At 55.6% G+C, this 16,481-nt stretch carries 10 protein-coding genes; all 10 read right to left on the bottom strand.

Annotated elements, in window-relative coordinates; genetic code table 11:
* Window positions 1–552: 552 nt before the first annotated feature.
* A complete protein-coding gene (locus tag Q0C17_RS16480; protein ID WP_291208678.1) occupies window positions 553–2,991 on the bottom strand; it encodes a hypothetical protein in 2,439 nt (812 codons plus the stop codon).
* A 140-nt stretch (window positions 2,992–3,131) separates the two neighbouring features.
* Entirely contained in the window at window positions 3,132–4,652 is a 1,521-nt protein-coding gene (locus Q0C17_RS16485; protein ID WP_291208681.1) for a sigma 54-interacting transcriptional regulator, read from the bottom strand.
* A 4-nt stretch (window positions 4,653–4,656) separates the two neighbouring features.
* Window positions 4,657–5,475 carry a hypothetical protein gene (locus tag Q0C17_RS16490; RefSeq protein ID WP_291208683.1) on the bottom strand — a complete coding sequence of 273 codons (819 nt, stop codon included), beginning with the start codon at window positions 5,473–5,475 and terminating at the stop codon, window positions 4,657–4,659.
* 6 nt (window positions 5,476–5,481) lie between these two features.
* Window positions 5,482–6,084, bottom strand: coding sequence for a hypothetical protein (locus Q0C17_RS16495; protein ID WP_291208686.1), 603 nt, complete (start codon window positions 6,082–6,084; stop codon window positions 5,482–5,484).
* A 19-nt stretch (window positions 6,085–6,103) separates the two neighbouring features.
* Window positions 6,104–10,012, bottom strand: a complete 3,909-nt coding sequence (locus Q0C17_RS16500; protein ID WP_291208688.1) for a hypothetical protein — start codon at window positions 10,010–10,012, stop codon at window positions 6,104–6,106.
* The gene (locus Q0C17_RS16505; protein WP_291208690.1) at window positions 9,993–10,829 is read right to left on the bottom strand and encodes an ABC transporter permease; all 837 of its coding nucleotides are present in this window, start codon (window positions 10,827–10,829) and stop codon (window positions 9,993–9,995) included. The genes Q0C17_RS16500 and Q0C17_RS16505 overlap by 20 nt, the downstream gene beginning before the upstream one ends.
* Window positions 10,822–11,808 carry an ABC transporter permease gene (locus tag Q0C17_RS16510; RefSeq protein WP_366914854.1) on the bottom strand — a complete coding sequence of 329 codons (987 nt, stop codon included), beginning with the start codon at window positions 11,806–11,808 and terminating at the stop codon, window positions 10,822–10,824. Before Q0C17_RS16510 ends, Q0C17_RS16505 begins: the two co-directional genes overlap by 8 nt.
* Window positions 11,805–13,433, bottom strand: coding sequence for an ABC transporter substrate-binding protein (locus Q0C17_RS16515; RefSeq protein ID WP_291208694.1), 1,629 nt, complete (start codon window positions 13,431–13,433; stop codon window positions 11,805–11,807). Before Q0C17_RS16515 ends, Q0C17_RS16510 begins: the two co-directional genes overlap by 4 nt.
* Before the next feature lie 200 nt (window positions 13,434–13,633).
* Window positions 13,634–14,692, bottom strand: coding sequence for a radical SAM protein (locus tag Q0C17_RS16520; RefSeq protein WP_291208697.1), 1,059 nt, complete (start codon window positions 14,690–14,692; stop codon window positions 13,634–13,636).
* Between the two features lie 184 nt (window positions 14,693–14,876).
* The gene (locus Q0C17_RS16525) at window positions 14,877–16,436 is read right to left on the bottom strand and encodes an ABC transporter ATP-binding protein (protein WP_291208700.1); all 1,560 of its coding nucleotides are present in this window, start codon (window positions 16,434–16,436) and stop codon (window positions 14,877–14,879) included.
* Between the last annotated feature and the right edge of the window lie 45 nt (window positions 16,437–16,481).

The raw sequence follows: 16,481 nt of genomic DNA on the forward strand, positions 1-16,481 counted from the left end.
TGCTTCCAATGTGCTTCCAAATCGAAAACTGAGCTAAGTCCCAAAAAGAAAAACCCCCGAAAACCTTTCGGTTTTCAGGGGCTTATTTGGGTGCGGGAAGGCGCACCCGTCAAAAAAGTACGGAAATAATTCCTTTTATTACAACAGCATAGCAAGCATCCGGCCAAGGACGCGGTCACCTGCGATTGGCTTTGTGGATGTGGATGAGGTTTCTGAGGTTTTCGACACCGAACTAAGACAATGACGCCCGCAGCGCGCCGGTCGCTCGTGCATGTTGGGGGCCTCGCTCCCGACGCGCTCGCCACACCTCAAACCATGGGCATCGGGGGCATCACCCCCGCCATGAAACTGAAACTTGCCGCTTGAAGTCCAGAAATCCGGCCGCTTAAAAATGGGATGATTACCCTCTCTCTGCGCCTGCGCAACGAATGCCGCGGCGGCCGGCCCTTATTGGCCCTTCAGAAGAACTGGGAAGGGTATGCCGGGTGAACCGGACCTCACAGCATATGAAGGAGTACTGGGGGCTTTGAGTGTGACATCGTATCAGGACCATCACAGCCCAGCCATAAGGTTATCGCCGCTGGCTTTTCCTTCGACATAAGGGAAGATGGCCCACAACCAGAAGTGCTCTTGTGGCATGGACCGAAAGGACGCGTCCGGCCCGAAATTTATAAAGTTTAAATTAAGCCCCTGGTTACCCGCAGAACTGACCAAATGCGAATTGCACAGCTCAACGATCACTTCGTCAATCTGAGGATTTTCAGAGCATATGCTCAACCGCAAAGCTTCGCAGAGGCGGCTTACATTCGAAGCCCCCAAATCGCTCAAGAACACTTTCGACACCATTTTTTCACCAAGAACAGGCCTCAGGACACCTAAAGTCTTTTTGTGCTTCGTATCGCCAGCAATACCTATGAAGCCAGCGGCCCAGTCCGCAATGAAATGCAGAGGGCGGCCAAATTCGTTCATCCTCTGTGCTCGGTATTCCCCGTCTCTTATTGTTTTGGCGATTATGGAGAGGATGTTCTTCGATCGAAGGGAGCGGCCGCGACCCCATGAACGCAACCATCCCCTGACTAGTGGAAAGGCCGATGCTTTATCATACGATTCCACGGTCCCATCTTCAGCCCCATTATTTACATATGAACTTAGCCCGAACCTTTGGAAATAGGCTCCTCTAAGTCTGTTAAGCGTTGGCTCGTACATCGTCCTTGTGGCGAGATGAATAGAAATGGAGGCATCTTCAGACAAGAAATTTGTGTATACGAACACAACGAAACAAACATTGTGGTAGATTGCTTCGTCAAGTCGACTGTCTCTAAAGGTCTTGAGGCTGAGTTCTGCAATGTCTAGCGGCTCCTCGGATTCGCACTTCAAACTGACAATGTCGATTTGCAAATCCTGTCCGAGCGCTTCGCTTAGGATCCGAAGATCACCTTCTAAGCTGGCTTGGCTCAGTGCGTTAGATTTTCTGATTGTTAGTTGGCGTTCAACAAAGAGCGCATTCATTTTGTCGGCGGCTGCATCCGCCTCTTCGATACTATTGAACGACGCGATCGCGGCAGTGGAGCACAGTTTTTCACTACCGCTCTCATCGAAAAATATCTCGAAGTGCTTTTGGACGCGATCTTTGGGGCGGGACGCTTCCAATCGCTTGGCTTCAGTCTGTACATAGGCCAACTGCAACCGCCGCTGGAGCATTGGCATTGCCCGATCCATAGCGCTGCCGAGCGCCGTTATTGCAATTTCTATCGAGGCCGGATTGCCCAGCGGGTTGGGTTTCTGAAAGCCGGTGAAGATGTTGCGATAAGGCTTGAGCTGCTCGCGAATGCGCGCCTGTGATGTGGATGAAAACAGGATGATCGGCGTCAACGGGAGGGCAAGCGCGAGCAGCCGCGGAAGCAGCAGCAAGGACTGGTCGTCCCAATGCTCTGCTTCGGGTGCGCCCCGACTCAACCAGTCTTTAAGGCCGTCGATCTCGGACTGCTTTATCGCGTCCCACGCCAAAGTTTTGAATTCGGTAAACCGCTCTGCGAGTTTGAGAAGCGTCTTGGTATCATTCAGAAAAGCCGCCCGCTTCGCACGAGGGTAGAGCCTGAAATCAAGAAAAATGATCTCGGGATGCCCATTCTTTTTTACAGAGACATTTTGGATGAAGTCGCGCTTATCGAAGACTGCCCGCTCGGACAGAAAAGATAGAAGCTTACCTGGTGTGGACTCCTCGCTTATGCTCGGATTGAGCTTGCTCAAGAAGGCAAAAAGGAAACTCCCCCACCCGGTAGCGTGCATGTCATCATAGAGGGTGACGAAGACCTTCTTGTTGAAGGGGTATTCTTTTTTGCTCTCGTTTGGCCATATTTCCCACCCAGTGCGCTCCGATGTCGCCTTTTGGCACCAAGCGACCTTCTGCAGGAAAGCAAGCGCGGTTGGAGACGCAGCCTTGTCGCTCGAACCCGAACGCTCGGATGCATCTTGCGCCAGACCGTCAGGCGCCGCAGCGAGCAGCATGCGCGCGCCGACGATGTTGTTGATATCGTGATGCTCATCACTCTCTTTCAGCGAAGCCGCCCAGAGCCGCCAGAGCATTCGGAGTGCACGATATTCTCTGTCTGCGATGCGGCGCGCAGTCCAGTCCATCGCCAGTGACCACTGATCTACGGACCGGACGAGTAGCCCGCCGGGGCTCGCATCGGGCAATACCAGCACAGGACGATGGAGGTAGCTGGCTCCATCGGGTCGAATCACCGTCGCGGCGAGCACGACCCAGGGCATGTCGGCGAGCAGCTGGCGCCGCACCTGCCAGGACCACCCCCCGCCCCAGTCATCGATCCTCGCATCGATGATTGCTATGGCAGGAATGTTCTGTGCTGACTCAGCGCGCCTCAACGACCATGCAAGCGCCCAATCAAGCGGTGTGACATGTGGCTCAAGCAAGCGATCGTCGGGGTCGGAGGACACCCCGGAGGCCCCGCGCTCCCATACGATGACCACTGGCCCGTCTCCTGGGTCGAACGCGTCAGACCACAACAGATCGAAGTCCGACGCGTAGTGACACACGCGGACAGCTTCACCAAGCGCCGTACGAATTCCATCGACGTAAGTCACTGTTTTCCAACCCCCATTTGTGAGCTCTACCTGTTTAGGGGCCAAGCCTTGTTCTGACTTACGTAGCCTCTAACACGGTCCCACGTCTGTGCAGTATTGCGGTCGCCAAACAAATATTGGCCCAACTCAATCTGTTGCAATCTGACGTTACCCAAGCGCTCGCGCAATACTGAAAATATCTTCTCGTTGACTGGGCGAAGCATGTACTTCGGAAGATCCTTGTAAAATTCGTAGCGTTCAGGTCCTTGTTCCATACTGTCAAGCTTCGCGAAGAGCCCATCGACAACAAGGCGTGCCTCAAGTTCGATCGTGGTTTGGGGTTCATTCCTTTCGTCGATCGCGTTGTTCGAGACTGGCTTCGGGTAAGGGATGACTTCAAAGTCGATATCTTCCGGCATCAGGATTTCGTTTTGTGTCCACATCAGCGCACTGGTCAGCACGTTCCTGAACTCGCGGATGTTCCCGGGCCAGTCGTGGGCGGACAGCTTCGCTAGCGTTTCTGGCCGCAATTGCGGGCTCACTGGCATCGGCGCCGATGAATTGAACTCCTCGACTATCTGGGAAAAGAGTGCGGGGATGTCCTGCAACCGATGACGAAGCGGCGGCAGCGAAAGTTCGAATTCCGCAAGACGATCTTTCAGATCGCGTCTGAACCCGCCGGTGGCGAACTGCTCGTTTAGGTCATGCTGGGTGCCCGACACTATCCTTGCATCGCTAGGCTTCGCACCTTGATTGCTTGAATCCTGCTCAGTTTGTTGATCGAGGCAAGCAATCAAGGCCGCCTGCGCTTCGATGGTGAGGTCGCCGACTTCATCGATGAACAATGTGCCGTTGCGGGCTGTATTAAGCAGGCCGGAGCCGGCAACGCTGACACTACGCATAGCACCCGCAGGATGACCGAAAAGTGAGGCCAGCATGAGATCCTTAGGCAACGCGGCGATGCGGGCAACAACGAACTCGCCGGATCGACCACTCGCTCTGTGTATCGCCCGAGCAGCAATTTCCTTTCCTGTCCCGGTTTCTCCTCGCAGCAATATGCTCTTATGCGACGGCGCTGCGAGACTGAGCCGGCGGGCAAATTCTAACATTGCTTCGGTTTGTCCAACTGGGAAACCGAGTTGGTGGGTGTAATCGTCGGCTTTGCGCCCAAACTCGGCGATGGCGCGATCAAGCCTCCGAGCGAATTCCGGCGCCCAGTTTTCGGATTCGAGATCAGGCTTGCTGACGATTGCCAAAGGCCTCAGCTCGAATGTCTCTGCCGGGATCTCGTTATTCGCCGGTCGGGTTGAAAATATCAGAACCGGGATATGGGGGAAGCGCTGCCTGAGCACAGTATGGAAGGCGCCTCCTGTGGTGCGCCTTGCACCGACCTCGTCGTCGTCGAAATGAAGGTCGAGGAGTATGAGGTCGGGGTCGAACTCCTCGACCTTCCTCTCGGCCCCTTCCGTCTTTGTCACCTGCTCGATCTCAAAGCCGAAGGGCGCGAGATAGGGTTCCATTTGTGCCGAGACCGGCACATCGTCGACAACCAGTATCTTCTTGCCCATATTTCTAACCCGTTGGTTCCGAAAGCTTTGCTTCGAGGCCTATCATAGTCTCGTATAGTTCTGCGCAGGCAGACTCCAGCCTTCGTGAAATCAATGCTAATTCCCTCAGCTCGTTGACCTCCGGATGGCGTGGAGCATTAAGCAATCGCGCTTTGCGTTCCTCGAGCGCTGCGCTGGCACAATTTAGATCCTCTAGCTGCTTGTGCAGGAGTTCCGCACGCATTTCTTCCGCTTGTTCCTGCCCAAGTTGGTGCAACGCAAGGGACAAGTTTTTGATAGAAAAGCTCTGCCTGTCGGAAAGGCACTCGGCAGGCCTGAGAATACGATCGGTCAGGACCAGACGGCCCCGTTCTACATCCGAGAAGATCCGCGCCGTCCCTGACTGCCCCTGCTTTACACGCTCGAACCAGTGAAGGACCTTTCCGATGTGGCCGAGCAATTCAGCGGCGCTCCGGCGAGGGATGGGGGTGAAACGCCCCATCAGGACACGCGCCGCAGCGGCGCGCAGGTCGTCCACAGAGCTAGGCATCTTGAGATAGGCCATGCCCGGCCAGTCTAAAATCCAGGCTGCTTCTGCATAAGATTGCACCAATTGTTCAAACTGGCCCGGGTCGTGTAGCCCGAAGAGTACGATCCCCGGAACTGGCGTTCCCGCCCCTGACCTCGAATTCACCTCATTGATGCCAGCCAAGAGGCCAGAAAATCGCTCGAACTTGCCATGCGCGTCGAAATCCACCGCAAGCAGAACGATCGAGCGCCAGTCGACTTCCGGCGCGGCGTGCCTTGCAGCGGCGCTTAGCGCTTCGAGCGTTCCAGAGACCATAGGAGCTTAATCCTGGGATCGTGACAGCCTTGCGACTTCATTTGAAATGGCTGCTTGAATTCCACCGGCCGCACCTCCTTGGCCTAGGAGGAAATCGCCCAATTCTGTGGTGCGGATTTCGGCTTCCCAAGCCCCCAGAACGGCCTCCGGGTTAAGGATTCTTGTCTGCTCAAGCATCGCGACATTATTGATGATCATCCATTCCGCGTCGGCGAATATCCCACTTTTCAGACTTTCAATTGCACTGGCTATCTCGTGGGCGTGGCTATTGCGATGCAGTATTATCTTGAGTTTCTCATAGATTTCGGCACCTGGAACATGGCTGAATATCTTTGCTCGCCTTTGGTTCGGCCATTGCCGGATTACCGTATACTGTTCATCACTTGGCGGCTTGCTACCATGCTCGACCCACAGAACCGGATGGGCGCCGTCGAAGTGCGTCGGCATTAGTTCTCTGGTGATCGTGTCCCTCATGACGATGAGTGAGCCCCTTTCGAAATCGTTTTCGAGCCGTCGTCCGTCGGCATCGAAAGCGGAGATTTGTAGATTAAGCCAAGCACCGCCAAGGGGATCATTGGGTCTGGCAAAAATTACAAGCGGGTTGGCCATGATCTAATCCTTTATCGAGCTAATCAAATTCGGGACGCGATGCGCTCCACAAGGTGCGCATGAGCCCGAGCTTACTCGGTCGCCTTACCAGATATTCGAGGAATGCGGAAACAGGCAGATAGCGAAGCACCTCGCCCTCTGCGTCCTTTTCTTGACGCGCGACCGAGCGACCGAAAGTTGCAACCCCGCGTCCCGTTACGACTGCAACAACGCAGTCTTCGAAACAGGGATTTCCCCGGATCAGTTGATGAACGGCTGCCGCAGCATCCTCCAATTTTTCATCCTTGGACAGTTGTTCCAGAATGGTCAGGTGGACGATTAGAAAATCCTGATTTTTGCTCAACCCTTCTAGCCAGTCCTTGCACGACTTCATGGTCGGATGGTCGAGGTTACAAACAGCTTTTTCAGGCACTTGCACACGCATTCCTTCCCAGTATTTTTTTAGCGCAAGCGACCGGAATTCTGTAGCTGCTTGCGCCTGAACCCGCTCATCAAGCACGACCACGCGAGGAATGCTGGCGGCTAGCAACTCCCAACCCTGTCCGCGCTTCAAAGCTTCAATCACGTGGGTCGCAGGAAGGCCCGAAAAACAACCTTCCCAGCCAATAAATCCTACGTGGTGACTCCCCTCCCCTACGATTTCATTGTGCCTGTTCAAAGCGGCCATTAGATTATCGAGGTAGGACTGCCCTACATGATCTACCCAGAAAGCCGCCTGCAGACCTGTCTGGTGGTTCAGCCAAGTCGGAAGCCTGCCTTTTTGTGCACATGACAGTGGATCCGGCCAGTTATTCCGTGCATCCTGCCCAAGCGCGACTTCCCCATTCGGCAATTCGCCAGCAGCGATTGCGAAACCTGCAAGCCGGCGTTCTGGAGGCAAGGCAGCGAGCAAATTTGCATAGGCCCTATGGAGGGGTTCCAGCAGCGCAAATGTATCCGTGTCGTCGTCGTCGGGGGCATCAAAGTGTACAGCTGACTTCGGCAGACAGCGGATCGGCAGATAATGCTTGTACCGTTTGACCCATCTGACCACCCTTTCGTTATTGTCGTCATACACGACAAAGCCGTAGCCACTCAGGTTCCGCAGGTCTGCCTTAAAGGATTGTCTATTCGGCTCTTCATCGGGTTCCGAGGGAAGTCTGAGCTCGGTGAAACCTGAGTTCGAGCCCTGCAGCCATCCGGACTTCTCCTCATCTCCGGCACTTATCGTCGCACACAACTTCGCTTTCGGCACATGCAGCACATAGGAAAGACAATATTTCCCTTCTGCGAACTCGTAGGGTTCCGCCTGCAGCACAGGATATTGCTTCAGGCTCGTGCGTATCGCATCACTGCCGCCTAGATGGAATTGGTTTTCGAGGTCGGACAGGGACACCTGCCGCAGATATTGCGCACAGATCTGGATCTCACGCAGCCCCCAGTACTCCGGCTTGGGTGCGCCGTCTTGATCGAGAAACGGCTCATGCTGAATGATCCAATTGATACGATCGGGGAGCGCCTTGAATGCCAGCTTGGTCTTTTCTTCAGTCGTCAAGCTTGCCCAGATTTTTGCCAGTTCCGCCCTTGATCGGCGCGTCCAGACTTCGTCGCCTTCCGGAGTATGCCCGCCTTGCCGAGTACCATCTTTGCGCAAGAGAGACCGGGTGTCGACGATCCGCAACTCGATCAGGTCGGCATCTGGACGGTCAGTCGGAATAACGTCGATGTTCACCATGTCTGCCTGCTCGCTATTATGACGGGCACTGTTGCGGATGATGTTCTCGAGGATGACATAAAGCGCGTGGACCCCGACCTCGCCGCCGGGGCACGAGAAGACGAAGTCGCCGACATAGCCATCGGCTAGATGGCCCTGCTCATCCAAGCGAGAGAGCCTTACCGTGGCTTTCATTTGGTCCTTGCCGGTAATGTATTCGAGAAGCGGGGGGAAACGTCCCGCTGCGTTCCCGAATATCTGGATTTGCTGGTCGTAGTTGAGTCGACCGAGCTGCTGCTTCAATGACAGCGGCTGAGCCCAGTAGGCCTTATCGGTTGTAGAGACCTCAGCCAGGAAATCCATGCGGCGCTGCAGGTAGGACAGGAAGTCGGCGCGCGGGTCGAGACGCTCAGTATCTATAGCGGTTTCCTTGTGCGATGCATAGCGAGCCAGCACGTGCGATCCGATATTATGCGACATGTTGCGACCCATGATCGCTGATACTGCATTGCGGAGTGCGGCGCGACGGGCTCGCACTTTGGGGATCAGCGCACGCATCAGATCAAGCTGTTGGCGCTGGTAGCTCTCGACCAGGAAATCCCGCGAATTCTGCTGCCCCTCCCGGGGTATCCGGCACGCTTTGGGGAACTTGAACCGGATGGATACATCCTGATACATGCCGCGTTCCTCGCCGGTGAGTTCAGGCAGATAGTAATCTGACCACAGATCAAAGCTTGGCCGCGAGCCACCTCCCTCCCGCTGACGCTCGCAGGTCCACCACATGAAGGAGTCACCATACTCGTCGACAGCGATGCTGCCACTCGGCTTATCGGATTCGCCAAGGGGGCCCCCATCCATGCTTTCGTCCAGTTTCCAAGGAACTCGAACGCGAAGATAGGACTCTGCCGGTTTGTTTCGCTCCGGCGTTGGCGCGGAATCGCGAAAATACCGATAACAGGGAACACCCGCACGATAAACGACCGCCTCTTCCCAGTCCTGAATTTCAGCCAGAACTTTGAGAAAATGGCTCAGGAGATCATGGGGCGGAGATACAGGCGTCGACAGCGCACGACGGAGCGAAATAGTTGCCAGTTCGTGGGCGAAGCTTTCGCACCTGCTTAGTATCTTGTCTTTGTAGACATCCTCCCAGCGACTGTGCCCGACAACACCGAACATTTCTTGTTCGTTGGGAGGTTTGACAAAAATCAGAAGAACTGCGTGCAAGCAGCCAAAGCCAGACCTGCCAATCCATACATCATAAATTGGAACGAGTAATAGATGGTTGAGTTCTTCAAGCCTTTCGGAAAGTCTAAGTTCATTTCCGTCTACGGAGATCATCCAAGACATCAGGGCATTTTCGAGAAACGACTCGGATAGAATACTTGCAAGTTCTACGCGGCAGGGCCTGTAACCGTATTTTTCCTTGCCCACAGGTCTACGTTCTGAAATCGTTTCTGACTCTTTGCCGTTCCAGAGCAGGAATTTCCAATCATCTCCCAAGTCTCGGGCGCACTTCCATCCCGTGAGGTCAATTCTGCTGTTTTGCAATTGTCCGAAGATCGCATGCTCAACCACTTCGGGGTGGCTGTGTCCAAACTTTTCTAGAGCCATGTAAAAGCATCCTTCAAGAGAATGCTTCCTAGGGTGCGAATAAGAGGAATATATCGAGGCAAACGAATAAAATAAGTCTTCACTACGCGGTTGATTAGACTTCAATTCATTCCTGTAAGTTACGAAGCAACCAGTTCTTCTAAAGTTTTGCAACTCTCTTGAGAATATATCTAACGCTTCGGTGCAATGGGGCGAGTCATCGAACAGAGATACGAACTCTTCTGGAAGATCAAAGTTTTCATCGTCTGGAAGATTAAAGTTTTCATCTTCCTCAAAAAACTTATGCAGTCTCGATATGATATCGACTATACGGTCGATGCTATAGTCTTGAGCGCCCTGAGAGTTAAGGTGCGGATCCGCTAAGGCAACCCAATTGAACGTCCGACTTTGCTTGTCGAACATTGCAGGAACCAACCAGGATTCCTTACTTCCTTGGGCGAACGGACTACTCAAAGGATCGCCGCCGTTGCGCCAGAAATTGCGGTAAACATCGTTGAACTGGAATACCGTGTCGTCTAGCAGACGCCAGTTTCCCTGAGGCTGCATAAGCTTCTTGGCAAAACTTTCCGCGTCAAATTTTGCTTTGCTCGACGCTTCGTTAGCCTCAAGTCCGGTTTCGTCCAATACCCATCCCCCCGAGAAATCTTGCCTTACCTTTTGCACTAGGATTCCCCAGTGCCCGCGCAAAGACAACGATTAAAACCAACATCGAAGCGGGCGCCAACGAAATCCACCAGGCAGATCCGCTGTAACTGATACCGTCGAAGATCATTTTGCCGAGGCCTGGCTCAGGTGGCTGCAACCCCAGCCCGAGAAATGACAGTCCGGCTTCGAGGGCGACGATATCGGGCAGATAAGACAGCGAAAAGAGGACAGCCGGGGAAATGCATTTCGGAAGGACCTTGCGAAAAAGGATATTCGCTTCTGACAGACCTGCAACGCGGTCGGCCGCCACCCAGTCAAGTGGCATAATCTTGATCACCTCGCCTCGCACCTGTCGCGCCGAGTTCGTCCACATCACGAGTGTCAGCAGCACATAGGCTTTCAATAGCCCGCCGCCCCAGATGGCAAGAACGCCAGCAACAAAGACCAAGAAGGGGATCGCCGACAGAACATCCGCGATCCACATGATCAATCGATCGGGCCACCGCTGGTAATAATAGCCAGCGACCGCGCCGGCGATTACCCCGATAAGCAGCGCAGAAATTAGCGATACCACAGATACGGTGACAGTGGTGGCTGTGCCCCAGAGGACTCTGCTTAGAATATCGCGTCCGAGTTCGTCAGTGCCCAGCAAGTGCTCGGGCGAAGGCGGCTGCAGTCGCGCTTCCGTGATCACGAGCAGGGGATCGAAGGGTGCGAATAGTGGCAGCGCCAGGCTCACCGCTGACAGCACGAACAAGGCAACCAGCTGCCGTATCGCCGATGATCGTTCAGACAAGGCGATGCTCCGCTATGCGCGGATCGATGGCAGGGTACGCCAGCTCTATCAGCAGATGGATCAGCACCGTAAACGCGGTCGCCACGATCACGATTCCTTGCAGCATCGGCAGATCGCGGTTGAGCACCGCCTTAAGGAGCAATGCCCCGAGCCCCGGCACCGAAAACATGATTTCGATGATGAAACTGCCAGTAAGCAGGAGCGGCAGTAGGGTCGTATAGCTCGAAAGCATCGTGATGAGTGAATTGGGAAACAGGTAACGCCAAAGGATCCCCCGCTCGTCAATCCCGCGCGCTCTGGCCGCAAGCACATAAGGCTGCTTTGCGAGCCGATCAAACTCGCGCTCCGCGATTTTTCCCAGAATGCCCATCGGATAGAACGCAAGGACGATCGCTGGAGGCAACATGAACCCCCAGCCTTCCAATGCCCAGAGTGTTCCCGGATAATATGAAAACGGATAATCTGCGAATACCCAGCGAAGCGCAAGAATGGCGATGAACATCGTCGGCAGCGCAGTGAACGCGTTGTTAAGAGCGCTGAAGATCGACGGTGTCCTGCCGTTACGCGAAAACGTGACCTGGGCCAAAAGATATAGCGCTGCAAAAGATGAGGCGAGAGTGGTCAGCGCTGCGGACAGCAAAAATTTCGTCCCGACTTCCTGAGATACTAACCGTCCGTCGATGAAGGATCGACCGAGGTCGCCCGACAGCACGCTCGTTACATAGGTTACGAACTGTTCGACCAGCGGTCGATCAAGACCGAGCTGCTGTCGGAGCGCGGTGACTTGCGCGTCGCTTGCGTTAGCTCCCAGCGCGATGCGAGCCGGGTCCGTAGGAACAAGCTGGAACAAGAGGAAGGAAAACAGAACTGTCGCCGCCATCAGCGAAGCTGCATATACGCTTCGCTGAAGGGCATGTCGCACAAGGCTAGCCCCTATGGGCCAACGGAACTCTCGGTCGCTGTGAAGTCGGCCTATCACTCTCCGGATTCAAGCGCGGCAAAATCGAAGTGACCATGCGCGTTCACCGTGACAGCTTTGCGATCCTTGCGCATCAGCAGCAGGGAATCCAGTTGAAAAAGGAATGCCGCGGGCGCTTCATTCACGACCATTTCCTCGATCTGCGCCGACTTGGCGCGAGAGTCGATCGGCTCCAGGTTTCGCAGGCCTGCCAGCTCCGCATCGATCGCCGGATTGGCATACTGCCAGAAATTGGGGACAGGCCGCTTCTTAGAATCGAACATGTTCAGGAGCACCAGTTCGGGCGTTGAGAACACGTAGTCGAAATACATGCTAAAGGCCGGCGCCTCACCTTGGACCATGCGGGTGATGGCTGTGTTGAAATCGACCTTGGTAAGCGCGATGTTAATCCCTACGCCTTTCAATTGGGATTGAACGAGTTGTCCAATCTGCTCACTGCTAGCCTGGTCGTGAACGAGTAGTTCGATCGCTCTGCCATCGTAGCTCGAAAGCGCCAGCTCGCTCTTCGCCTCGGCCGGATCAAACAGCGAATCGGACGATATAAGGGGTTTGTAGTCCTTCATGATCAGCGGCACGGTGCCGCCGCTGATCCGGGCATTGCCGTAAAACAGGGTGTCGATGATCGCCTCACGGTCTATACCGAGCGACATCGCTCGCCGCAGATGAACGTCGTCGAGGGTGCTGACATTGAAGCCGATCATGTGCGAATTGAAGGTTGCGTACTTGATCAGGTTAAGGTCCGCTGCGAGGCTGTCTTTTAGGCCGCCGCCGGGAGCGAGTGTTGCTGGAAACAGGTTTGGCGGCAAAAACATCAGGTCGACCGAACCGTTGCGTATCGCATCGAGACGGGCCTGATCGTTCTTGATCACCCGGAATGAAATGTTGCTGACGTCGCCCGAACCGCCCTCGCCCCAATAGTCGGTATTGCGGCTGAGGAGGACAGCAGACTCAGAATTGGATTCCAGCTGAAAGGGGCCCGTACCGACCACCTGCGACAGCCCCCATGCGTCCCGGTTTGCAGGATCGAGAGCCTCTTTGGGGAAAATCGCAATCCATGCGGTGGAGAGGCGATGCAGGAAAAACGGTTCGGGTTGGGTCAATTCCAGTTCGAAGGTCATTGGACCGGTCTGGCGAATTCCCGAAACTGTGTTGGCCTTGCCTGAGTTATAATCCGAGCAGCCGGCAAGAATGTCCGTAAGGAGGAAAGCAGGATACGCGTCCGCGCCGCAAAACGCTGTGTAACTGGCAACCGCGTCCTCAGCGGTCACTTCACGGCTCTGCTCGGATCCTCCGAACATCGGAGATTGGTGGAAGCGCACACCCTCGCGAATGGTGAAGCGCCACGTCCTGTTGTCCTCGGAGCTCCACTCAGCGGCAAGTCTAGGGGCAATATTGCCCTCGTCATCGAGCGCAAGAAGTCCTTCGAAAATCTGCCAGGACACGATGAAAGTTTTGGGGTTCTTGATCGTAAGTGGGTTAAGCCGTTCGACATCGGAATCGAGCGCCACTTTTAGATCTTCTTCTTTCGTTGCGTTGCCGCCTCCGTTGCCGCCGATGAGCCGGAAGACCATAAAGACAGCCACAGCCAACACGACCGCCAACGCGGCCCATTTAAATCCGCGCATGGAAGTTTAACCCCTTGACTGTAGATTATTGATTCCAAAACCCGGCCCCGCGTTCAGGCGCGGCGGTCCCAATCGGTCTTGTTTCGACTGAGAGGGCTGGGCGTCGCCGCGTCCAGGTGCACGCTCTGCATCCCACGACGCGCGCGAATCCACGACGAACGGCTTGCCGCGCCCGACCGATCCGCTGTTTGCTGCTGCCATCACACCATACTCCTCAAAAGCGAAGCTTCCTTGCGAAGCTCCGATCGGTAAAATTCGAAAGCTCGCCGTTCAGACACATCCCGAACGAGCTGGCCAGGCGCCTCGCTCAGCAGATTGCCCAGCACCATTTCGGCTGGCGGCTTGCCATAGGCCATGGCCTTGGGAACGATCACATCGCCGTTGGTATTGACGACAAGTTCACGGATCCCTGTCAATGACAATGGCGAGTACCGCATGAACAGAGGATTAGCAGCGTCCCCTTGACCGCAAAATTCGCCAAGATCCCAGTAAATTTCGTCTCTGCCGACCTTGAAGCTGTGCCACAGGTCCGGGAGTTCCGAGGCGATTTCCTCGGCATAATCGACAGAGAACAACAGCACTTCGACCCAAGCATCGTCGAGTTCGGCAACGACCTGCTGCAATTCCTTTAAAAACAAGCGCAACTGCCCCTTCGACAAGCGAAGGTCCGCGGCAGGCCCGACGCCGTCCGCCAGGGTGACCGGGGTGATGAAGAAGTTCTTGAATCCAAGAGCATTGACCTGCCGGATCATCGAGCAGACCGAACGGTAGTTCAGCGTCGTCAGGCACGTGAGGATATTCACGCGGGGCGCAAAGCCATGGTCCTTAAGGTACAGCGCGCCTCGCAACCCCTCTTTGAAACTGCCGCGCTTGCCGCGCTGGCGATCGTGATCCTCTTCGAGTCCATCGAGCGATACATCGATCCAGTCGGCCTTTACGTCAAAGAGGTCGGGCAGATGCGGAAGCATCGAAATGCCGTTGTCGATCATGCCGATCAGCGCGCTGGGAAAGCTGGCGCGGACCGAACGCATGACTTTCACGCCCTCGGCGTTGATCGACCGCCCGCCGTAAACGAACGTCTCGATTCCGGTCTCGTCAGCCAGCGACTCCAGAAGCACAATCCACTCATCCGCCCCGAGGCTGCGATTATGTTTAGCAAAGCTCGGGGGATAGATGCAGTGCGCGCACTGAAACGCACAAGCCCCGGTAAAGATCAGTTCACCTTGGGTCGGCCAAAAACCGCGATAGATATCGGCCAAGAGAAGCCCCGCGTCCCTCTCGGACGCGCGCACCGCATCACGCCAGTGCGCGATTGCGGATCCTTCCTCAGTACGAGGGGCAGCAGGTAGGGGTAGAGTAGACATTCAGCCTGAATAAAACGGCCGTCAGCAATTGGGAAGCCGTCAGGAAGTGAGCCGCGGCCACCATCATGTAATTGGTGCCTCACATGCCGGCCGGCAGCGGATATTGAGCGGCGACCAGCTGCCGGGTGTAGTCCGTGCGCGGGTTTGAGCACACCGCCTCCGCGGGGCCACCCTCCACGAACTGGCCGTCCTTCAGAACGATGATCTCATCTGCGAAACTTCGCGCCAAGCGAAGGTCGTGGGTAATGAAGACAATGGTCAGGTCGAGATCGCGCCGCAAGTCAGACATCAGGCCGATCACTTCGCCCTGAATATGAGGATCCAGCGCGGAGACGCTTTCGTCGCATATGAGAACTTCCGGTTCGGCGCAAAGGGCCCGCGCAATCGCCACGCGCTGACGTTCTCCGCCTGAAAGATCCATTGGCCTGGCGTCGATTGCAGCGTCAGGGAGTCCTACCTTATTGAGTAACGCGATCGCGCGTTCGTAACGATCCGAAATAGAGATGCCGATGTTGTTCACTTGCATCGTTTCCGTAAGCAGCATGCGGACAGGGCGTTCCGGGTCGAGCGACGTGGCCGGATCCTGAAAGATCATCTGGATCGTCTTGGCGCGGACGCTTTTGCCCGAGCGCTTGCCGATTACTGAAAATTCACCCGACGTGGGCGATATCAGGCCTACTAAAAGGCGACCGAGAGTGGTCTTGCCCGACCCCGACTCGCCGACAATGGCCGTGATCGACCCAAGGGCAATAGACAGCGATATCGGAGCCAGAGCCGCGACATCGGATCTTCCAAAAGTCTTGGACAACCCCGACGTCTGTATCACCGAAGGGGCATCGACCGGTTGGACGCGGGAGCCGACTGCCCGCGGCGCGGAAAACGTAAGCCTCCTCGTTTCGGGCTTGGCCGAGCGGATATCGAAGGCGCTGGGATCGAATACATCGGCGATGCGTCCCTCGTCCATCACGTAAACCTTGTCGGCGAAGGCGAAGGCGAGGCCGATGTCATGCGTGACCATCAAGATGGTCAGTCCGGTCTCGACCCGTTGTCGATCAAGCAGTTCCATGATCTCGCGCTGCACGATCGCATCGAGCGAACTCGTCGGCTCGTCGGCGAGCAGCAGCTTGGGCGAAGAGGCAAGCGCCAGGGCAATCGTGGCGCGCTGGTTCTGCCCGCCCGAAAGTTGGTGGGGGTAAGCGGAGGCGATCCTGTCCGGGTCGGTAAATCGCATCTTCGCCAACAGTTCCCTTGTTCTCCGACTGCGTTCGCCGCTCGGCAGCCGCCCCTCGAACCGCTCGAAGACCTCCGCGATGTGCTCCCCAATGGTCATGAGCGGATTGAGATGGGCTGCGGGGTCCTGGAAAATCATCGCCATCACCGCGCTGGTCGATGAACGATCCCGAACGCTATCGGCGAGATTGATATCCTGTCCGGCAAAATGGATACGACCGTGCACGCGGAACGTGTCTTTGGGCAACACGCCCGAGATCGCCCGCAAAGTGAGGCTCTTGCCGCTTCCGGATTGGCCGACGACCATTGTAAAGGTGCCGCGCTTTACCGAGATCGAGATCCCATCAACTAAATCAGGCTGATCGCCGTGCAAGGCAATCCCCAATGCATCTGTAACGAGAAGCGACAATCGAAAATCCTGTCTCAATGTGGCTAGCTATCAGTTTGGCTGCTA

The organism is Hyphomonas sp. (assembly GCF_022844445.1).
Lineage (GTDB): Bacteria > Pseudomonadota > Alphaproteobacteria > Caulobacterales > Hyphomonadaceae > Hyphomonas.